This is a genomic window from Micromonospora sp. MW-13, from assembly GCF_003434305.1.
GTDB lineage: Bacteria > Actinomycetota > Actinomycetes > Mycobacteriales > Micromonosporaceae > Micromonospora.
Genome location: NZ_QKKX01000005.1, coordinates 129,694 through 149,590 on the forward strand (window position 1 = coordinate 129,694; position 19,897 = coordinate 149,590).

Sequence of the window (19,897 nt, forward strand, 5' to 3'; positions counted from 1 at the left end):
CTGACGCTCAGCCCTCGCCGATCCTGGCGAGCAGTTCGTCGGCCACCTCCAGGGCGAGCTTGCGCCGCTCGGCGTCGGTGACGTGCGGGCCGCGGATCGCGAACCAGCTGCTGTGCACGGCGAACAGCGCCACCGAGGCGCGTAGCTGGGCGCCCGGTGAGTCGTCGCCCCGGGCCAGCGCCAGGGCCAGCCGCATCATCCGGTCGCGCATCCGCTGCCCGGCGGTGAGGCTCTTCAGCACGGTCTGGTTCTGCTCGAAGAAGCGCATCACCGAGGGCTCCTCGGCGGCGAACATGGTGTCGGCGTACCGGGCGATCAGCTCCTGCCGGGTCGCCACCGTGGCCGGCCGTCCCTCGGCCCAGGCGATCAGCGCGTCCATCCGGTCCAGCCGGTCGTCGACGAAGCTGCTGACGATCTCGTCCTTGCTCTTGAAGTGGTAGTAGAGCGCGGCCTTGGTCACGTTGAGCCGCTCGGCGATCTCGCGTAGCGATGTCTTCTCGTACCCCTGCTCGGTGAAGAGCTCCAGGGCCACGGTCTTGATGCGCTCCCGCGTGCCGCCTGTGCTCTCTCTCACCGTGGACCACCCAACTCGTTTGACGTCATGTTGCTACCGAACCTACCGTGCGGCTAGTAAGGTAGCTAGCCGGCCGGCAAGTAAGTCAGTCACATCTCGGGGGAGTTTACCGATGACCCAGGCGGAGCAGCAGACCGTGGAGCGACGACCCAACGTCCGGGTGGTCCTCTTCGGCCTGATGATCGCGATGATGCTCGCGATGCTCGACAACATGATCGTCAGCACCGCACTGCCGCGGATCGTCGGCGAGTTCGGCGGGGTGGACCACTTCACCTGGGTGGTCACCGCGTACGTGCTGGGCACCACCGTCTCGACCCCGATCTGGGGCAAGCTGGGCGACCTCTACGGCCGCAAGTCCGTCTTCCTCACCTCGGTGGTCGTCTTCCTGATCGGCTCGGCGCTGTGCGGGATGGCCGGCTCAGGGGCGTTCGGCGGGACGGACAGCGGCATGGTCGAGCTGATCGCCTTCCGGGCGGTCCAGGGCCTCGGCGCGGGTGGCCTGATGGTCGGCGTGATGGCGATCATCGGCGACCTGGTCCCGCCCCGGGAGCGGGGCCGCTACCAGGGCATGATCGCCGGCATCATGGCCATCGCCATGGTCGCCGGCCCGCTGGTCGGCGGGTTCATCACCGACAACCTCTCCTGGCGCTGGGCGTTCTACGTCAACCTGCCGCTCGGCGGCGTCGCGCTGGTGCTGCTCGCCACCACCATGCACCTGCCGAAGTACCGCACCGAGCACCGGATCGACTGGCTCGGCGCGGGGCTGCTCTCGGTCGGCATCACCGCGATCGTGCTGATCACCACCTGGGGCGGCAACTCCTACGACTGGGTCTCCCCGCAGATCCTCGGCCTGGTGGCGCTGGCCCTGGTCGCCCTCGTCGTGTTCGGCCTCGTCGAGCGCCGGGCCCCGGAGCCGATCCTGCCCCTGGGGCTGTTCGCCAACCGCAACTTCGCGCTGATCTCGGTGATCGGTTTCCTGCTCGGCTTCGCGATGTTCGGCGCGATGAACTTCCTGCCGCTCTACCAGCAGACGGTGCAGGGGGCCTCGGCCACCAACAGCGGCCTGCTGCTGCTCCCGCTGATGTTCGGCATGCTGGTGGTCTCGCTGGTGGTCGGCCGGGCGATCACGAAGACCGGCCGGTACCGGATGTTCCCGATCGTCGGCGGCGCGGTGATGGTCGCGGGCCTGGCGCTGCTGACCCGGCTCGACGTCGGCACCGGCAAGTGGGAGTCCTCGCTCTACATGGTCGTCCTCGGCGTCGGCATGGGCTTCCTCATGCAGACGTCGATGCTGATCGCGCAGAACAGCGTCGAGCAGAAGGACCTCGGCGCGGCCAGCGGCGCGGCCACCTTCTTCCGTTCCATCGGCGGCTCGTTCGGCATCTCGCTGTTCGGCGCGATCTTCGCCAACCGGCTCGCCGGCTCGTCCGCCGGGTCCGCGTTCAGCGGCGGGGGCGGCGAGGGCGGCCAGCTCGACCTGGACAAGCTCAAGGAGCTGCCGGCGCAGGCCCGGGAGTTGGTGCTCGGTGGCCTCTCCGACGCCATCTCGCACGTCTTCTGGTGGGCGGTGCTGTTCACCGTCCTGGTGCCGGTGCTCGCCTGGTTCATCCGGGAGGTCCCGCTGCGCTCGACCAACGACACCCCGCCGGCGGACACCGGCGAGGAGCAGGCCGAGGTCGCCCTCGGCCGGGCCCCCTCGGCCTGACCACCGCCTGCCCGGTCGGTCAGGGGCGGCGTCGGGAGCGGGTGAGCCGGGCCCAGAGGCGGCGCACCGGTCCCGCCCGGCGCGGTCCCGGCCCGGAGATCAGCTCGCCGGCCAGCGTGGCCGTGCCCGCGTCGAGGGCCGGGGTGGCCAGCGCCAGGTAGGCCAGCGACACCGCGATCGGCGCCGGCCGCTGCCGGGACACGGTCGCCACGTCGGCGAGCCGCTCGGCCACCACCCCGGCCACGTCGGCCCGGACGGACGGGTCGACCCAGGCGGCGGTGACCAGGGCGAACAGGGCCGCCTCGGTGATCCAGTCCTCCACCCCCCAGACCAGGTCGACCAGCACCCGGCGGCGGGTGGACTCCGGCCACGGCTCGTCGGTGCGGTGGTGCAGCAGGCCCAGGCACGCCCAGACCTGCACGCAGCGCACCCACAGGGACGGGTCCTGGCCGGCCAGCACCCGGCCCATCCCGGTGGCGGGCGCCGCGGGCGGGTGGACCAGGAGCCCGAGCAGGTCGGTCACACCCAGGGTGGCCAGGCCGACCGCCGCGTCGTACGCCGCCGGAGGGTTCGGCCAGGCCGGGTGGGCGAGCTGCCGGATCCGGTCCGCGGCCCCGGCCGAGGGCGCCGGCACCGTCGGGGCGGCGACCATGCCGTCCCAGCGCCACAGCGGCCGGTCGCTGGCCCGACGGGGCTCGCGCGGGTCCGGGTCGGCCACCGCGGCCACCTCGACCCGCAGCCCGGGCACGGCCGCCGCCACGGTACGCATGGCGCTCGGCGGCTCCAGCGTCGCCAGCCGTACGGTCGCGCCGTGGCCGCGGTTCTCCTCGGTCAGGGCGTGACGCAGCGCGGCCACCGCCGCCCCGACCGCCGGGGTGACCTGCCCGAGCCAGGGCCGGCTGCGGCAGCACTCGGCGAGGTCGCCGTGCTCGTGCGAGTCGTCGGGGTGGTCGCGGACGAAGTCGGCGAGCGCCACCAGGTGCGCCACGTCGCCGTCGCGCTGGAAGCGCAGCCGGTGCGCGGTGTGCACGGCACAGTCGAAGGTGGGGTCCCGGACCAGGGCCCGGTCGATCCAGTCCAGGGCCTCGTCGAGCCGGCCGTTGTCGGCCAGCGTGCCGGCGATGTCGGCGTACACGGCGAGGTCGGCCGGGTCGTGCTCGACGGCCCGGCGCAGTGCCGCGAGGGCGTCCCGGGTCCGGCCGGCGCTGCGGTAGGCGTACCCGAGCCAGACCTCGCCGAGCTTCGACGGCTGGACGCGTACCCCCCGGCTGGCCCAGCGGATCGCCAGCGTGACCTCGCCGAGACGCCGGGCCAGCGCGGACGCCGCGCCGAGCAGCAGGCCGTGGTCGGGGTGGACGGTGACGGCGTTGCGGGCCAGCGTGAGGTACGGCGACAGCGGGCCCCGGTCGGCGCGCGGCACCGGGTCGTCCACGGTGGCGCAGACCTGCATCAGCACCCGGGCGACGCGCTCGGGATCGAGCCGTTCGGGCAGCTCGGGGGCGGTCACCCAGGGCACCCCGGCCCAGTCGGCGCGGGGGTCGTGCCCGGTGGCGGCGGCCAGCAGCTCCAGCCCGTCGGCGGGTCGCCCGGTCGCGGCGAGCAGGTGCGCGCGGGCCACCACGACGCCGACGAAGGCACGCTGGTGCAGCGGGAACAGGTCGACGCCCCCGCCGCTGGCGGTGGCGAGCCGGGCCAGCGTCTCGTGCACCTCGGGCAGGGTGGGCGCCCGGGTCAGGGCACCGGCCACGTGCCCGGCGGCGTGCGACAGGTCGCCCTCGTCCAGCGCGAGCCGGGCCAGGGCCAGCTCCTCCTCCGCCGACAGCGGGGGATCGTCCCTTCCCTCGGACACGTGGGCCTCTCGCTCGTAGGTAGCTCGCCGTCGGCGGGTTCGTCCCGCGCGCAGGGCGCTCGCCGGAGGCGGGCGGGCCCGCTCGTCGGTGCGGCGCCGGGCCGGGCAAGCGTAGGTGATGTTGGCACGGCATGGTGATCCGCTGCGCAATGTTGCTCGCTGGATTGCTCGCGTCGAATCAAACGTGCAAGGCTGAGCAGGAAACGCGCGGCTATCGCGCAGGGAAGGGGTATCCGTGACGCGTGCAGGGGCCGGGATGGCCGCCGACATCAGCGAGCAGCCGGCCGGCTACGAGCGGTTGCTCTCCGCCGAGCACACCGAGGCGATCGCCCGGGTGGCCGCCGCCATCGCGCAGCGCCGCCCCCGACACGTGGTCTTCACCGCCCGGGGCACCTCCGACCACGCCGCCCTCTACGCGGCGTACCTGACCGAGATCCGGCTCGGCCTGCCCGCCGGGCTCGCCTCGCCCAGCGCGGTCACCCTCTTCGGCGCCCGGCCCGACCTGTCCGACGCGCTCGTGGTCGGGGTCAGCCAGAGCGGCGGCTCGCCCGACCTGGCCGAGGTGCTGCGCGCCGCCCGCGCCTCGGGCGCGCTGACCCTCGCCGTCACCAACAACCCCGGCTCCCCGCTGGTCGAGGTCGCCGAGCTGAGCGTCGACATCGCCGCCGGGCACGAGCGGGCGGTGGCCGCCACCAAGACGTACACCGCCGAGCTGCTCGCCCTGCTGCTGCTCGTGGAGGGCATCCGGGCCGGCGACGGCGCGCTGCCCGCCGAGGAGCGGGCGGCGCTGGCCGCCCTGCCCGAGCTGGCCGCCCGCACCCTGGACGACGCCACCCCGGCCCAGCTCGCCCCGCGCTACCGGTTCGCCGCCCAGCTCGTCACCACCGGCCGGGGGTACGCGTACCCGACCGCCCGGGAAGCGGCGCTGAAGCTGATGGAGACGTCGTACCTGCCGGCGCTGGCCTTCTCCGGCGCGGACCTGCTGCACGGCCCGCTCGCCATGACCGACCCGGACGTCCCGGTGCTGGCCGTGGTCGGCTCCGGCCCCGGCGGCCGGTCGATGGGGGAGGTGCTGCCCCGGCTGGGCGAGCGCCGCGCCGACGTGGTGGTGGTCGGCTCCGCTGACGTCGAGGGGGCCACCCGGATGGCCGTGCCCGAGGTCGACGAGCGCTACGCCCCGCTGCTGGACATCCTGCCGTTGCAGCGGCTGGCGCTGGCGCTGGCGCTGGCCCGGGGCGAGGACCCGGACGCCCCGCGCGGCCTCAAGAAGGTCACCGCGACGATGTGAGGTCCGGCGTGGCACGCTGGTCAGCGTGTCCACGCTGCGCGACCTCGCCGAGGAGCACACCCAGCTCCGCCCCGCCGACATCGACCACCTGCACCGGATCGCCGGAGACTGGCAGCTGCTGTCCGACCTGTCCTTCGCCGACCTGCTGCTCTGGGTGCCGGTGGACGGCGAGGGCAGCTTCCTCTGCGTGGCCCAGGTCCGCCCGACGACCGCCCCCACCGCCTACCAGGACGACCAGGTGGGGCGGATCGTCGGCGGGCCGGAGGTGGCCCACCTGGACGTCGCGTACGGGCAGGGCCGGATCTGGCGGGAGGGCGACCCGGTCTGGTACGGCGACGTGCCGGCCCGGCACGAGGCGATCCCGGTCCGGCTGCGTAGCGCCGACGGGGAGGCCGGTGAGGTGATCGCGGTGGTCGGCCGGGACACCAACCTGTCCACCGCCCGCACGCCCAGCCAGCTCGAACTGAACTACCTCACCACCGCCGACGACCTGGCCCAGATGATCGCCGACGGCACGTTTCCGCCGCCCCGGCATCCCGGGGAGACCACCTCCGCGCCCCGGGTCGGCGACGGCCTGGTCCGGCTGGACGCCAACGGCAAGGTCACCTACGCCAGCCCGAACGCCCAGTCCGCGTACCGGCGCCTCGGCTACGCCTCGCACCTCGTGGGGGAGGACCTGGCCAAGCTGCACCGCCGGCTGGCCGGCGACCCGCTGGAGGGCACCGACGCCGGCAACGCCATCCTGGCGGCGCTGCGCGGCGAGGCGCCGCCCCGGCGGGAGATCGACGCCCGGGGCGCGACCATGCTCACCCGGGCGCTGCCGCTGATGCCCGCCGGGGTGCCGATCGGCGCGCTGGTCCTGGTCCGCGACATCACCGAGGTACGCCGCCGCGACCGCGCCCTGATCACCAAGGACGCCACCATCCGGGAGATCCACCACCGGGTGAAGAACAACCTCCAGACCGTCGCCGCGCTGCTGCGTCTCCAGGCCCGCCGGGTCGCCATGCCGGAGGCCCGGGTCGCGCTGGAGGAGTCGGTACGCCGGGTCGCCTCCATCGCCCTGGTGCACGAGACGCTCTCCATGTCCAGCGACGAGGCGGTCGAGTTCGACGGCATCGTCGACCGGGTGGCCAGTGCGGCGACCGAGGTCGCCGCGACCGAGCAGACCGTCGGGATGCGCCGCCGGGGCAGCTTCGGGGTGCTGCCCGCCGAGATCGCCACCTCGCTGGTCATGGTCCTCAACGAGCTGCTGCTCAACGCGGTCGAGCACGGCTTCCCGCCGGCCGCGGAGGCCCCGGCGACCGGGCCCGCCCCGCTGGCCGGGACCCCGGCGGCGGTTGGGGCGCCGGGGGTCGCGTCCCCGGCGGCGGGCGGGGCCGCGCGACCGGAGGCGGGCCCCGTCCTGCCGGTCGCCACGGAGCCCCGCCCGGTGGCCGCGCCGCTGGTGGTCGTCTCGGCGCACCGGTTCCGCAAGCAGCTGCACGTCACCGTCGCCGACAACGGGCGCGGCCTGCCGGCCGAGTTCGACACCGAGCGCGGCAGCCGGCTCGGCCTCCAGATCGTCCGGGCGCTGGTGACCGGGGAGCTGCGCGGCACCATCGAGTTGCGCAACGGCGCCGAGGGCGGCACCGAGGCGGTGCTGGTGGTCCCCCTGGTCCGCCCCTGACCGGCGGGCCGCCGTCAGCGGGTGAGCAGCGCCACGGTCAGGCCCGGGCGCGGGCGGACCCGCTCGACGGTGAAGCCGTCGCGCAGCGCGTCCCCGGCCACGCCGGGCACCGCGCCGACCGGGTCCGCGCGCCGGCCGGCGACCACCAGCCAGACCCGGTCGACCCCGGCCAGGCACTCGGCCGGGCGTGGGCACTCGTCGGCCCAGTAGTCCCCGCGCGCGTTCCGGTCCCGGACGACCAGGGCGTCGCGGGGCTGCCGGTCGCCGAGGTGGTAGCGGACGCCGAGGTCGAGGAAGAGCCAGCCGTTCCGGGGGGCGAAGACGATCACGTCCCCGGGCCGGCGTCCCTCGTCGACGACCCGGGCCGCTCCCCGGTAGTCGACCAGCGCGTCGCGCGGCCACTCGTGGCTGCGCCGCAGCGCGGCCTGGTCGGGCAGGCCGAGCAGGCCGGCGAGGAGCACCACGGCCAGCGCCGCCGGCAGCGCCACCCCGGCGCCCGCCGGCACCGACGCCGCAGGGCGAGCCGCCCCCGCGCCCAGCGCCGCGCCGGCCAGGACGCAGGCGAACGGGACGGTGAAGAACAGGTAGCGCGGCACCCAGAGCGGCCCGGCCAGCCCGGCCAGGAACACCAGCAGCACCGGCAGCGCCACGCACGCGGCGGGGAGCAGGGCGCGCCGGCCCCACCGGGCGGCCCCGAGCGCGGCGAGCCCCAGCAGCAGCCCGCCCACCGCGCCGCTCTGGGCCAGCGCGCCCGGCAGGGCGGTCAGGTCGGCCGGGCGGGCGCGGTCGACCCAGTCGAGCTGCCGGCCCCGCTGGCCGACCGCCAGCACCACCAGCGGGGCCAGCACCACCAGCGCGGCCAGCACCGCGGCCAGCCAGCCCCACGGCGGCCGGGGTCGACGGGCGCGCCCGGGGACGGCCCGTGGCGCCCCGACCGGGGGCGGGGCGGGGGCCCGGCGGGCGCACGGCGCGGTCGCCGCGTGGGCGGCGAGCAGGGTGATGGCGACCAGGTGGGCCAGGCCGAGCCCGGCGACGGCGGCGGCGTAGCCGGCCCAGGAGCGCCATCCCGGCCGGTCCAGCGCCCGGACCAGCAGCAGCGTGGCCAGCACCGCGAACAGGGCGACGAACGCGTACGGGCGGGCCTCCTGGGCGTACCGGGAGGTGCCGGGCAGGACCGCGAACAGCAGCCCGCCCAGCAGCCCCGCCCGCTGGCCGAACAGCCGGCCCCCGAGGGCGGCGGTCAGCCCGGCCGTACCGGCCGCGGCCAGCACCGACGGCAGCCGCAGCGCCGTGGGGGAGTCGCCGAACGCCGCCACCCAGCCGTGCAGGAGCAGGTAGTACGGCCAGCTCGCCGCGTCGATGACGCCGGCCATCCGGGCCAGGTCGCCCAGCGGGCGGGTGGCCGCGCTCCAGGTGGCCAGTTCGTCCCGCCACGGCTGGGCGGCGCCCACCCCCGCGCCGGTCACCGCCAGGGTCACCAGCGCCGGCCACGCCCAGACCGGGCCGAGCCACCCCGGCAATTGCCGCATCGGGGGCGATTCGTCCACGGTGCCGAGCCTTCCACAGCGCCGGCCGCCCCGGGGCGGCCCAGCGGACATCGCGCTCGAACCCGGGGACAGTGCCCCCGGCGCGACGGGGAGGGGACGGTTCCCCTGATCGAGGGCGATCTTGCCCTTCGCTCGCATCGGCGGCCCGTGATGTGGGATCACCCACGCTGTCATTGGTCGGGCCCCCCGGGGTGTGGGAGCATGGCCGCATGCTTGCCGCTGTCGTCCGTCGCCTCGTGGCCCGTCGCCACGTCGACTACGGCCGCGTGCGCAGCGCCATCTGTCCGGCCCACTGACGACGCCCGACCCACTCGTCTCGGGCGCGTTCCCGCGCCGGCCGTCCGACACTGCCGTCCATGGCCCGTCCCACGGGCCGGCCGCGCGCCCGCGCTCTGAGGCACAGCAGACAACGGAGGACGCCGCGATGGCGGTCAGCAGCACCCCCGCCCGGCCCGACGCACCCACGGCACCCGCCGCCCGGGCCCCCCGCCGCCCGCGCGGGGAGGGGCAGTGGGCGCTCGGCCACCGCGAGCCGCTCAACCCCAACGAGCGGATCAAGAAGGACGACGACCCGCTGAACGTCCGGGCCCGGATCGAGAACATCTACGCCCACCGGGGCTTCGCCTCGATCGACCCCCAGGACCTGCGCGGCCGGTTCCGCTGGTGGGGGCTGTACACCCAGCGTAAGGCGGGCATCGACGGCGGGCGCACCGCCGTGCTGGAGCCGCACGAGCTGGAGGACGAGTTCTTCATGCTCCGGGTCCGGATCGACGGCGGGCAGCTCAACCTGGCCCAGCTCCGGGTCATCGCCGACATCTCCCGGGAGTTCGCCCGGGACACCGCCGATATCACCGACCGGCAGAACGTCCAGTTCCACTGGATCCGGGTCGAGGACATGCCGGAGATCTGGCGCCGGCTGGAGGCGGTCGGCCTGCAGACCACCGAGGCGTGCGGCGACTGCCCACGCATCGTGCTCGGCAGCCCGGTCGCCGGGGTGGCCGAGGCCGAGCTGCTCGACCCGACCCCGGCGATCGACGAGATCGTCCGGCGGTACGTCGGCGACAAGCGGTACTCCAACCTGCCGCGCAAGTTCAAGACGTCGATGTCCTGGCTGGTGGACACCCCGTACGAGGCGAACGACATCGCGTTGCTCGGCGTCGACCACCCCGAGCACGGCCCCGGCTTCGACGTCTGGGTCGGCGGCGGCCTGTCCACGAACCCGATGCTGGCCAAGCGGCTCGGCGTCTGGGTGCCGCTGGCCGAGGTGCCGGACGTCTGGGCCGGCGTGGTGGGCATCTTCCGCGACTACGGCTACCGCCGGCTGCGCAACCGGGCCCGGCTGAAGTTCCTGGTCGCCGACTGGGGCGTGGAGCGCTTCCGCGAGGTGCTGGAGAAGGAGTACCTGGGTCGCACGCTGCTCGACGGTCCCGCCCCCGAGCTGCCCAAGCGGCCGGTCGACCACATCGGGGTGCACCCGCAGCGCGACGGGCGTCACTACGTCGGGGCCGCCCCGGTGGTCGGCCGGGTCTCCGGCCCCCAGCTCGCCCGGCTGGCCGACGTGGTCGAGGCGCACGGCAGCGACCGGGTGCGGCTCACCCCGTACCAGAAGCTGCTGGTGCTGGACGTGCCGGCGGAGCGGACCGACTCGCTGGTGGCGGCGCTGCGCGGGATCGGCCTGGAGGCCCGGCCGTCGGCCTGGCGGCGCGGCACCATGGCGTGCACCGGAATCGAGTACTGCAAGCTCGCCATCGTCGAGACCAAGGCACGTGGCGAGGAACTGGTGGCCCGGCTGGAGGAGCGGCTGCGCGACTTCGACGCGGACATCTCCATCCACATCAACGGCTGCCCGAACGCCTGCGCCCGCACCCAGGTCGCCGACATCGGCCTCAAGGGCCAGCTCGTGGTCGGCCCGAACGGCCGCCAGGTGGAGGGCTTCCAGGTGCACCTGGGCGGCGGCCTGGGCATGGCGCAGGGGCAGACCGCCGGCTTCGGCCGCAAGCTGCGCGGCCTGAAGACCACCGCCGACGAGCTTCCCGAGTACGTGGAGCGGCTGGCCCGCCGCTACCTGGCCGGCCGGACCGCGGGCGAGACGTTCGCCAACTGGGTGATCAGGGTCGACGAGGAGGAACTCAGATGAGCGAGCGAAGCGAGGTGTCGCGATGAGTGAGACCCGGTCGGTGCCGCTGTACTGCCCGTACTGCGGCGAGGAGAACCTGCGGCCGAGCGAGGCCGGCCACGGCGCCTGGGAGTGCCACGCCTGCGCCCGGGTCTTCACGGTGCGGTTGGCCGGACTGCTCGGCCGGGCGGTGACCCGATGAACGTCGTTTCCGCGGCGGGCCTCGGGCTGGTCGGGCTCGGCGGCCCGGCGCCCGCCGACCCGGCCCGGCGCGGCCCGGAGGAACTGCGCGCGCTGGCCGAGCGGGCCGGGCGGGAGCTGGAGGGCGCGCCGGCACCGGAGATCGCCCGCTGGGCGGCCGAGACCTTCGGCGACCGGTTCTGCGTGACCAGCTCGATGGCCGACGCCGTCCTGGCCCACCTGGTCTCCCGGGTCGCCCCCGGGGTGGACGTGGTCTTCCTCGACACCGGCCTGCACTTCCCGGAGACGCTGCGGGTCCGCGACGAGGTGGCCCGGCGGCTGCCCGTCAACGTCCGCTCGATCCGTCCGCGGCTCACCGTGGGCCAGCAGGACGGCGAGTACGGCCCCCGGCTGTTCAACCGCTCCCCGGACGACTGCTGCCAGCTCCGCAAGGTCGAGCCGCTGGAGCGGGCGCTGACCGGCTACGACGCCTGGGCCGCCGGCCTGCGCCGCGACGAGTCGCCGACCCGGGCCAACACGCCGGTGGTGACCTTCGACGCCCGGCGCGGCAAGGTGAAGGTCAACCCGATCGCCGCCTGGAGCCAGGCGGACGTGGACGCCTACATCGCCCGCCACGACATCCCGGTCAACGAGCTGTTCAAGCGCGGCTACGGCTCGATCGGCTGCTGGCCGTGCACCCGCCGGACCAAGGCGGGGGAGGACCCCCGGGCCGGGCGGTGGGCGATGTTCGAGAAGACCGAGTGCGGCCTGCACGTCTGACTGTCGTCGGGGTCGCGGGCGCGTCGCCTGCGGCCCCGGACCCGGTGGTCCTGGTCGCGCACGGCAGCCGGGAGCCCCGGGCTGCCGAGGCGACCCTGGCGCTGGCCCGGGCGGTCGCCGCAGCCCGTCCCGGCATGACCGTGGCGGCGAGCTGGCTGGACCACACCGAGCCCGGGCCGACTGCGGTGCTGCGGTCGCTCGCGGCGGCCGGCCACCCCCGGGCGGTGCTGGTGCCGCTGCTGCTCACCGCCGCGTACCACCGGCGGGTCGACGTCCCGGCGGCGGTCGCGGCGGCCCGGGAGTCGGGTCCGCCGATCGACGTACGCGTCTCCGACGTGCTCGGTCCCGCCGACGGCGTGGTCGACGCCGCGCTGCTGGCCGGGCTGCGACGCCGGCTGGCCGAGGCGGAGCCGGGCCGGTTCGACGCGCTGGTACTGGCGGCGGCCGGCACCCGGGACCACCGGGCGCGCGGCTCGGTGGGGCGGGTCGCGGCGGCGCTCGGCGCCGACCTCGGGGTGCCCTGCCGGGTGTCGTACGCCTCGGCCGCCCCACCGCGCACGGGCGCGGCGGTGGCCCGACTGCGCGCGGCGGGCCACCGCCGGGTGGCCGTGTCGGCGTACTTCCTGGCCCCCGGCCTCTTCCACGACGCCGTGCTGGCGGGGGCCCGGTCGGCCGGCGCCGTGACGGTGTCCGGGCCGCTCACCGACGCCCCGGAACTGGCCGCGCTGGTGCTGCGTCGGGTGGACGCCGCGACGCGGTGAGCGGCCGGCCTGACCACCCGCCACCGCCCGGACGGCAGAACGCCCCGGCAGGGGTTGCCCTGCCGGGGCGTGGATGCCTTGTGGTGCGGTGTCGGTCAGGCGGAGTGAGCGCGCAGCACCCGGAGGCCGCCGCGCCGCTTGACGGCGCGCCGCTCCTCCTCGCTCATCCCGCCCCAGACGCCGGCGTCCTGACCGGACTCGAGCGCCCACTGGAGGCACTGGTCGGTCACGGAGCAGCGCCGGCAGACGGCCTTGGCCTGCTCGACCTGCAGGAGAGCCGGACCGGACGTCCCGATCGGGAAGAACAGCTCCGGGTCCTCGTCGCGGCAGACAGCATGGTGACGCCAGTCCATGGCGGCAACACTCCTCATTCTGGATGGGTGGCAGATTTGCTTTGGTGCTTTTCCTATATGCGTCCGCACGCCGAATGGTGACGGTTCGCGTCCATCAATTCGGCGCTGCGTGAGCAGGCTCTTGTGACCCTGGGACCTGCTGGAACAGCTCAACATGATGAGCGTATCCAGGCAATGTCCCGGTAACTCAAGTTCGCTTGTGAATACTTTCACGAACTCACGCGATGTCAAGGGTGGCGCTCGGAAAAACTCCGGGCGGTGAGCAAGCTCACGACCCTTTTGTCCGGGTTCCGGAGTGATCCAGTTGCCCGGTGTACCACAGTCGAGGATCAATATAGTACAGTCCGCGTGACATTGCTGACATTTCCGGCACCTCGCCCTCGGTGTGGCGGCCACCGCGTCGTGCGGTGTGGGGGACCGCTCGACCAAGGGCTGTACCCGAGACCTAACAGATTACTCTCAGTGCGGCGGGAATGGATGCGAATCTAACTTTCTCCCGCTCGCCGAGATAGTCCCCGTCGAGCTGGAAGGCCTGCGGACGGCTCGTGAGCAGCGTGAACTCGTTCACGTCGTGCAGCCGCAACACCTGGCGGCCTCGGGGGTCCGGGTCCCGGGAGAACGCCTGAGTCACCGTGCGTGCGGTACTCGCCACGCGGAGCTGACGCATCGCCAGCACGTCCAGCCCGAGATCGAAGGACGCCTCGGGGTTCGGGTTGATCTCGCGCTCGCCCAGGTACGTCCACGGCGCGGTGTTCTGGATGATGACGGTGGCCAGCTCGCCCACGGCGGCCTCCCCGGGCCGCTCCAGCGTGATCGTGGGGTGGCGCCGGTCCGAGCGGAGGAAGTACTGGTTCACCGTCGACCGCAGGTACAGCGCCGGGGTGGAGACCCGACCGCGCCGGCGGGCCTGCTCCACCCGGTGGATGACCGCCGCGTCGATGCCGAAGCCGGCGCAGAAGGTGAAGTAGCGGTCGTCGGCCCGGCCCAGCCCGATCGTCCGGGACCGGCCTAGCCGCAGCCCCTCCAGGATCATGCTGGTGCCCTCGGGCCACTCCCGGGGCAGGCCCAGCGCCCGGGCGAACACGTTCGTCGAGCCGCCCGGGACGGTGGCCAGCGCCGGCAGGCGCTCGGCGGGTGTTCCGCCGGTGCGGATCGTCGGTGGCTCGGCCGTCATCAGGCCGTTCACCACCTCGTTCACCGTGCCGTCACCACCGAGCGTGACCACCAGGTCGACGCCCTCCTCGGCCGCCTCCCGGGCCAGGTCCGTGGCGTGGCCCCGCCGGCGGGTGTACCGCACCGACAGGTCGACTTGGCTGCGCAGCGCCCGGACCAGGACGTCCCGGCTGCGCTCGCTGGTGGTGGTGGCCTTCGGATTGACGACCAGGACGGCCCGCATGGGCGGCACTGTACCGCGATCCAGCGCGGGTATCGTGTCGCGCGTGACCATCGACTCGGACCGGAATCCGACCGCGCTGCGATGGGCGGTCCGGCTGCTCCGGGCGGAGGCGGTCGCGCTCGGCCTGGTGGCCGGCTGGCTGATCTGGGCCGACCTCACCGCCGACACGACCGACCTGCCGTCGGCGTTGCTGGTGACCGCGTTCGCCCTCGGCGGCGCGGCGGCGCTGTGGGGGCTCGGCGGCGCCCTGGGTCGGCGCCGGGCCGGGGCCCGCGCCCCGGCGATCGTCCTCCAGCTCATGCTGCTGCCGGTCGGCTGGTACATGATCCAGGGCGGCCTGGGGTGGCTGGGCCTGCCGCTGATGGCGCTCGGCGTCGGGGTGGCCGCGCTGCTGGTCAGCCCGCCGGCCACCCGGGCCCTCGGCTTCTAGCCGGCCCGCCGCCCCGCACCGCGGGGAGTCAGTAGCGGGAGGCGCGTCGGGTGAGCAGGGAGATGGTGGCCCGGCCGTTCGCCGCGTTCGCCGAGGCGGCCGTGGTCAGCGCGGTCAACACCTTCCAGGCGAAGGACGACTCGGAGGGCAGCGTCGCGCCGCGCACCGTGGGCACGGTCACCTCGACGGTGAGCGCGTCGTCGGTCACCGTGAACCGGCACTCCAGCTCGGCGTCCCGGGTGGCGATCGCGAGCAGCATGGCGCACGCCTCGTCCACGGCGATCCGCAGATCCTCGATCTCGTCGAGGGCGAACTGGAGACGGGCGGCGAGGCCGGCCGTGGCGGTGCGGAGCACGCCGAGGTAACCGCCGTCGGCGGGCACGGTGAGGTGCACCACGTCGTCGTCGGTCGCTGGCTGGCCGGTCAGTTGAGTCACGCCTCATCCCCCCGGCGGGGACTCTACCCCGTCAGGCCGACGGGTGGGCGGCCGCGCCGCCGGTCGCCTGCGCCGCGAGGGCGTGCAGGGCGGGCCCGGTCAGCCGGTACGGCACCCACTGCGCCAACGGCGCGGCGCCCACCGTGGCGTAGAACCGGGCGGCCGGGTTCCAGTCGATCATCGACCAGTCGAGCCGCCGGTAGCCCCGCTCCACGCAGATCGCGGCCAGGGTGGCCAGCAGCCGCCGGCCCGCGCCGCTGCCCCGGGCCTCCGGGCGGACGTACAGGTCCTCCAGGTAGATGCCGTGCCCGCCGGCCCAGGTGGAGAAGTTGAGGAACCAGAGCGCGAAGCCGAGCGGGGCGTCGGCGTCGTCCACCGCCACGTGACCGAACAGCGCCGGCGCCGGGCCGAAGAGGGCCGCGTCGAGCTGCTCGGCGCTCAGGTGGCACTGGTCGGGCGCCCGCTCGTACTCCGCCAGCTCGTGCACCATCGCGACGACGGCCGGCACGTCCTCGGAACGTGCCGGCCGTACGGTCGGGGTGAGGCCGGCGGTCACGCCTGCTTGGTCTCCCAGAAGATCTTCGAGATCTCGTCGATCTTGGACAGCAGCTCGTCGGCCTTGGCCGGGTCCACGCTGCCCTTGGCGCCGCCGGCGCCGGCCAGCTTGGTGGCCTCGTTGAACAGGGTGTGCAGGTTCGGGTACTTCTCGAAGTGGGCCGGCTTGAAGTAGTCCGTCCACAGCACCCACAGGTGGTGCTTGACCAGCTCGGCGCGCTGCTCCTTGATGATCAGCGCCCGGGTGCGGAACTCGGGGTCGGTGTTCGCCTGGTACTTCTCGGCGATCGCCTTGACCGACTCGGCCTCGATCCGGGCCTGGGCCGGGTCGTAGATACCGCACGGCAGGTCGCAGTGGGCGCTGGCGGTGACGCGCGGCGTGAGGATGCGCGGAAGTCGCATCGGGATCCTCCATGGGAAGTTTGCGATGATCCAAGACGACATTACTCCTGGACATGCTCCCCGGCGGGGCGGAGGTGAAACCCGGGTGCGCCCTGACCAATCCCGGGCCGCGGACCGGCTGCGTGGGCCGCTCGCCGCCGTGCTGGTGGCCGGTCCCTCGATGGCGCCCACCCTGCGCCACGGCGACGCCGTGCTGGTCCGCAGGGGTGGCCGCCCCGTCCACCCCGGCGACGTCGTAGTCGCCGTCTTCCGCAGTCGCCCGGAGCTGCTGGTGGTCAAGCGCGCCGTCCGGCCGCAGGACGGCGGCTGGTGGGTACGCGGCGACAACGACCTGGTCACCGACGACTCCCGGGTGTACGGCGTGGCCGACGTGCAGGGCCGGGTGGTGGCCCGGTACTGGCCCCGCCCGGGCCGCCTGCGTCACCCCTGAGCTACCCGCCAGTATGACCCTACTCACATCAGGGTGGCGCCCGCGACACTATGCTCGGCAGGTGCCCGGGTGACCCCCCGCACCGCGCCACCGCCGCTCGTCGCCTCACCTGCGCCCGCGCCGGCTGCTTCGTCTGCTCGACAGATCCTGGAGTCACCATGTCTTCGTCCACTGTGGACCCCGCTGATCCCGTCTTCCAACTGCACGTCGGCGGCAAGATGGCCGTCGCCTCCACCGTCCCGCTGACCAGCCGGGAGGACCTCTCCCTCGCGTACACCCCCGGGGTGGCCCGGGTGTGCGAGGCGATCGCCGCCGACCCGGCCCTGGCCGACGAGTACACCTGGGCGGGGCACACCGTCGCGGTCGTCACCGACGGCTCGGCCGTACTCGGGCTGGGCAACATCGGCCCGCGCGCGGCGCTGCCGGTGATGGAGGGCAAGGCGGTGCTGTTCAAGCAGTTCGGCGGCGTGGACGCGGTGCCGGTCTGCCTGGACACCCAGGACGTGGACGAGATCGTCGCGGTGGTGAAGGCCCTCGCCCCCTCGTTCGGCGGGATCAACCTGGAGGACATCAGCGCCCCGCGCTGCTTCGAGGTGGAGCGCCGGCTCGACGAGGCGCTGCCCATCCCCGTGTTCCACGACGACCAGCACGGCACCGCGATCGTCGTGCTCGCCGCGCTGCGCAACGCGGCTGCCCTGCTCAACCGTAAGCTGGGCGACCTGCGGGTGGCCGTCAGCGGCGCGGGCGCGGCCGGCGTGGCGGTGACCCGGATGCTGATCGCCGGGGGAGTGGACCCGGCCCGGGTGGTGGTCTGCGACTCGAAGGGGATCATCGGCCGGCACCGGACCGGGCTCACCGGCACCAAGGCCGCCCTCGCGGCCGACACCAACGCCGAGGGCCGCCGGGGCGACGTGACCGAGGCGCTGCGCGGCGCGGACGTGCTGGTCGGCGTCTCCGGCGGGCAGATCCCGGAGGAGGCGGTGGCCGGGATGGCCCCCGGCGGCATCGTCTTCGCGCTGGCCAACCCGACCCCCGAGGTGCACCCCGAGGTGGCCGCCCGGCACGTCGCGGTGGTCGCCACCGGCCGCAGCGACTACCCCAACCAGATCAACAACGTGCTGGCCTTCCCCGGCGTGTTCCGGGGCGCGCTGGACGCCCGGGCGACCCGGATCACCGACGGGATGAAGGTGGCCGCGGCCGACGCGATCGCCGGCGTGGTCGCCGACGCGCTGACCGCCGACGCGATCGTGCCGTCCCCGCTGGACCCCCGGGTCGCCCCCGCGGTGGCCGCGGCCGTCGCCGAGGCCGCCCGCCGCGACGGCGTCGCCCGCGCCTGAGGCGTGGTGGAAGGGCCCCTTCCCGTCGCACTCGGGATGGGAGGAGGCCCTTCGCAACGCCCCTGGTCCTTGTTACGGTGCGGATCATGCGTGCCGCCTTCGCGTCGAGCTTCGACGCCGACAACCCGCTCGCCGCGCTGACCGTCGGCGAGCGCCCCGAGCCGACCCACCCCGAGGACGACTGGGTCACGGTGCAGGTGCGGGCCAGTTCGCTCAACCACCACGACCTGTGGTCGCTGCGCGGCGTGGGGCTCGGCGCGGACCGGCTGCCGATGATCCTCGGCTGTGACGCCGTCGGCACCGACCCGGACGGCCGCGACGTGGTCGTCTACCCGCTGGTCGCCGACCCGGGCGACCCGCGCGGGACCTCCATCCTCTCCGAGCACTTCCCCGGCACCCTCGCCGAGCGGGTGGCCGTACCCCGGATGAACCTGCTGCCCCTGCCGGCCGGCGTGTCCGCGACGGACGCCGCCTGCCTGCCCACCGCGTGGCTCACCGCGTGGCGGATGCTCACCACCAGGGGCCGGGTCTCCGACGGCGAGTCGGTGTTGGTCCAGGGCGCGGGCGGGGGCGTCGCGACGGCGGCCGTCGCGCTCGCCGTCGCGCTCGGCAAGCGGGTGTACGCGACCAGCCGCGACCCCGGCAAGCGGGAGCGGATCACCGAGCTGGGGGCGACCGCGCTGGCGCCTGGCGCCCGGCTCCCGGAGCGGGTCGACGTGGTGATCGAGACGGTCGGGGCGGCCACCTTCGACCACTCGCTGAAGTCGGCCGCGCCGATGGCCCGGATCGTGGTCTCCGGGGCGACCGCCGGGCACGAGCCGAAGATCAACCTGCGCCGGGTCTTCGCCATGCAACTGGAGATCATCGGCACCTCGATGGGCACCCCGGGCGAGCTGACCGAGCTGCTGGCGTTCTGCGCCGAGCACGACGTGCGTCCGGTGGTGGACAGCGTGCTGCCGTTCAGCCGGGTCGCGGACGCCTTCGCCCGGCTGTACTCGGGCGACGTCTTCGGCAAGATCGTCATCGATCACACGGCCTGAGCCGCCCTCGGCCTCACAGCCGGTCGTCGAGGGTGGCGAGGCCGCCACGGGTGGCCTCGGCCGGCAGCCGGTCCCGGGCCGCCGCGTCGCCGTACAGGGTCCAACGGAGGAACTCGACGGTGGTGTCCGAGACCACCCGCAGGGCCGCGCCGTCGGTGAGCAGGGCCCGGCCGTGGTCGCCCTTCGGCAGGCTCAGCATCGCCTTGGGCCAGGGCACCCGGTCGTACGCCGCCCGGCCGGAGGCGTAGCCGACCACCTCGTCGGCCTCGCCGTGCACGAAGAGTTGCGGCGCGGCGGCCCCGGCGAACGCCGTGCCCACCCCCAGGGCGGTGCCGGCGAAGACCACTCCGGCGTCGAGCCGGTCGTCCCGCCCGGCGGTGAACAGGCCGATCGTGGTCACCCCGCCGGCCGAGTGCCCCGCCGCGGCCACCCGGTCGGTGGCCAGCCGGCCGCGCAGCGGGTCGCCCGTCTTCGCGTCGAGGGCGAGCACCCGGGTCAGCGCGTACGACACGTCGGCGGGCTGGTTGAGCACGTCCAGCGGGTTGCCGTCGGCGCCCCGCGCGGTGTGCGGGAAGGTCGGCGCGGCCACCACCAGGCCGGCCGCCGCCCAGCGGGTGAGCAGGGTCGCGTAGTCGTCCGGCCGGCCGTTCAGGCCGTGGCTGAACATCACCACGGGGAAGCGGCCGGTCGCCGCCGGCGCGGACTGCTCCGCCGAGCCGCCGGCCGTGCCCCGGGCCGGGTACCAGATCGTCACCGGCAGCGGCCGGTCGCCGTCCCGGTTGAGTTCCAGCCGACGTACCCCGACCGCGAAGGGCTCGCTCGGCGCGGTGCCGGCCGGTACGCGCGGGGCCGGGGCGGTCGCCTTCGGCGACTCCGTCGGGGCGGCGGCGCGCCAGGCGGGCCCCGGGTCGCCCGAGCAGCCGGCCACGCCGACGGTGAGCAGGGCGGCGGCCAGCAGGGCAGCGGTGCGACGACGGGGCATGAATCCGATTGTGCCTCGCGGCGCGGGGCCGCCGGCCAGCATCGCGACGGCAGGCGAACGGCCAATCACC

The 19,897-nt window shown here is 74.7% G+C and carries 20 protein-coding genes; 11 read left to right on the forward strand and 9 right to left on the reverse strand.

Annotated elements, in window-relative coordinates:
• Positions 1–7: 7 nt before the first annotated feature.
• Positions 8–574 carry a TetR/AcrR family transcriptional regulator gene (locus tag C5N14_RS03325; protein ID WP_117665350.1) on the reverse strand — a complete coding sequence of 189 codons (567 nt, stop codon included), beginning with the start codon at positions 572–574 and terminating at the stop codon, positions 8–10.
• On the opposite strand from C5N14_RS03325, the gene C5N14_RS03330 reads away from it, so the two are divergent.
• On the forward strand, positions 540–2,279 hold the full coding sequence (locus tag C5N14_RS03330; protein ID WP_371685792.1) for an MDR family MFS transporter: 1,740 nt from the start codon (positions 540–542) through the stop codon (positions 2,277–2,279). The genes C5N14_RS03325 and C5N14_RS03330 overlap by 35 nt on opposite strands.
• Before the next feature lie 19 nt (positions 2,280–2,298).
• Here C5N14_RS03330 and C5N14_RS03335 read toward each other — a convergent pair whose 3' ends face one another.
• Positions 2,299–4,128, reverse strand: coding sequence for a tetratricopeptide repeat protein (locus tag C5N14_RS03335; RefSeq protein WP_117665354.1), 1,830 nt, complete (start codon positions 4,126–4,128; stop codon positions 2,299–2,301).
• Between the two features lie 256 nt (positions 4,129–4,384).
• On the opposite strand from C5N14_RS03335, the gene C5N14_RS03340 reads away from it, so the two are divergent.
• Together C5N14_RS03340 and C5N14_RS03345 are read left to right on the forward strand one after the other, a co-directional pair.
• Positions 4,385–5,416, forward strand: a complete 1,032-nt coding sequence (locus C5N14_RS03340; RefSeq protein WP_117665356.1) for an SIS domain-containing protein — start codon at positions 4,385–4,387, stop codon at positions 5,414–5,416.
• Between the two features lie 25 nt (positions 5,417–5,441).
• Positions 5,442–7,082, forward strand: a complete 1,641-nt coding sequence (locus C5N14_RS03345; RefSeq protein ID WP_117665358.1) for a PAS domain-containing sensor histidine kinase — start codon at positions 5,442–5,444, stop codon at positions 7,080–7,082.
• A 14-nt stretch (positions 7,083–7,096) separates the two neighbouring features.
• On the opposite strand, the gene C5N14_RS03350 is transcribed toward C5N14_RS03345, so the two are convergent.
• Positions 7,097–8,611 carry a glycosyltransferase family 39 protein gene (locus C5N14_RS03350; RefSeq protein WP_117665360.1) on the reverse strand — a complete coding sequence of 505 codons (1,515 nt, stop codon included), beginning with the start codon at positions 8,609–8,611 and terminating at the stop codon, positions 7,097–7,099.
• Positions 8,612–9,053: 442 nt separating this feature from the next.
• Between C5N14_RS03350 and C5N14_RS03355 the strand changes: the two genes are divergently transcribed.
• Genes C5N14_RS03355 through C5N14_RS03365 form a run of 4 tightly spaced genes read left to right on the forward strand, consistent with a single transcriptional unit; the run spans position 9,054 to position 12,466 of the window.
• Positions 9,054–10,766: a nitrite/sulfite reductase gene (locus tag C5N14_RS03355; RefSeq protein ID WP_117665363.1), complete on the forward strand. Its 1,713-nt coding sequence runs from the start codon at positions 9,054–9,056 to the stop codon at positions 10,764–10,766.
• 22 nt (positions 10,767–10,788) lie between these two features.
• A complete protein-coding gene (locus C5N14_RS31970) occupies positions 10,789–10,947 on the forward strand; it encodes a hypothetical protein (RefSeq protein ID WP_165878022.1) in 159 nt (52 codons plus the stop codon).
• Entirely contained in the window at positions 10,944–11,705 is a 762-nt protein-coding gene (locus C5N14_RS03360; RefSeq protein WP_117665365.1) for a phosphoadenylyl-sulfate reductase, read from the forward strand. Before C5N14_RS31970 ends, C5N14_RS03360 begins: the two co-directional genes overlap by 4 nt.
• Complete coding sequence (locus tag C5N14_RS03365; RefSeq protein WP_117665367.1) at positions 11,687–12,466, forward strand: sirohydrochlorin chelatase; 780 nt, start codon at positions 11,687–11,689, stop codon at positions 12,464–12,466. Before C5N14_RS03360 ends, C5N14_RS03365 begins: the two co-directional genes overlap by 19 nt.
• Before the next feature lie 95 nt (positions 12,467–12,561).
• On the opposite strand, the gene C5N14_RS03370 is transcribed toward C5N14_RS03365, so the two are convergent.
• Complete coding sequence (locus tag C5N14_RS03370; protein WP_007072794.1) at positions 12,562–12,819, reverse strand: WhiB family transcriptional regulator; 258 nt, start codon at positions 12,817–12,819, stop codon at positions 12,562–12,564.
• 445 nt (positions 12,820–13,264) lie between these two features.
• Positions 13,265–14,215: a diacylglycerol kinase family protein gene (locus C5N14_RS03375; RefSeq protein WP_117665369.1), complete on the reverse strand. Its 951-nt coding sequence runs from the start codon at positions 14,213–14,215 to the stop codon at positions 13,265–13,267.
• 43 nt (positions 14,216–14,258) lie between these two features.
• Here C5N14_RS03375 and C5N14_RS03380 point away from each other — a divergent pair, with 43 nt between their 5' ends.
• Positions 14,259–14,645, forward strand: a complete 387-nt coding sequence (locus C5N14_RS03380; RefSeq protein ID WP_117665371.1) for a hypothetical protein — start codon at positions 14,259–14,261, stop codon at positions 14,643–14,645.
• A gap of 28 nt (positions 14,646–14,673) precedes the next feature.
• Here the strand turns inward: C5N14_RS03380 and C5N14_RS03385 are convergent, their stop codons facing one another.
• The 3 genes from C5N14_RS03385 to sodN are packed head-to-tail and all read right to left on the reverse strand — an operon-like array spanning position 14,674 to position 16,038.
• Positions 14,674–15,081, reverse strand: coding sequence for an ATP-binding protein (locus C5N14_RS03385; RefSeq protein ID WP_117665373.1), 408 nt, complete (start codon positions 15,079–15,081; stop codon positions 14,674–14,676).
• A gap of 31 nt (positions 15,082–15,112) precedes the next feature.
• Complete coding sequence (locus C5N14_RS03390) at positions 15,113–15,637, reverse strand: GNAT family N-acetyltransferase (RefSeq protein WP_243639105.1); 525 nt, start codon at positions 15,635–15,637, stop codon at positions 15,113–15,115.
• A complete protein-coding gene (sodN, locus tag C5N14_RS03395) occupies positions 15,634–16,038 on the reverse strand; it encodes a superoxide dismutase, Ni (RefSeq protein ID WP_117665375.1) in 405 nt (134 codons plus the stop codon). Before sodN ends, C5N14_RS03390 begins: the two co-directional genes overlap by 4 nt.
• An 85-nt stretch (positions 16,039–16,123) precedes the next feature.
• Here sodN and C5N14_RS03400 point away from each other — a divergent pair, with 85 nt between their 5' ends.
• From C5N14_RS03400 to C5N14_RS03410, 3 genes are all read left to right on the forward strand, one after another.
• Positions 16,124–16,468: a S24/S26 family peptidase gene (locus tag C5N14_RS03400; RefSeq protein WP_243639108.1), complete on the forward strand. Its 345-nt coding sequence runs from the start codon at positions 16,124–16,126 to the stop codon at positions 16,466–16,468.
• A 158-nt stretch (positions 16,469–16,626) separates the two neighbouring features.
• The gene (locus C5N14_RS03405) at positions 16,627–17,805 is read left to right on the forward strand and encodes an NADP-dependent malic enzyme (RefSeq protein ID WP_117665379.1); all 1,179 of its coding nucleotides are present in this window, start codon (positions 16,627–16,629) and stop codon (positions 17,803–17,805) included.
• A 77-nt stretch (positions 17,806–17,882) separates the two neighbouring features.
• The gene (locus C5N14_RS03410; protein WP_207892598.1) at positions 17,883–18,845 is read left to right on the forward strand and encodes a zinc-binding dehydrogenase; all 963 of its coding nucleotides are present in this window, start codon (positions 17,883–17,885) and stop codon (positions 18,843–18,845) included.
• 13 nt (positions 18,846–18,858) lie between these two features.
• On the opposite strand, the gene C5N14_RS03415 is transcribed toward C5N14_RS03410, so the two are convergent.
• Entirely contained in the window at positions 18,859–19,827 is a 969-nt protein-coding gene (locus C5N14_RS03415; protein WP_117665381.1) for a chlorophyllase, read from the reverse strand.
• Positions 19,828–19,897 lie beyond the last annotated feature (70 nt).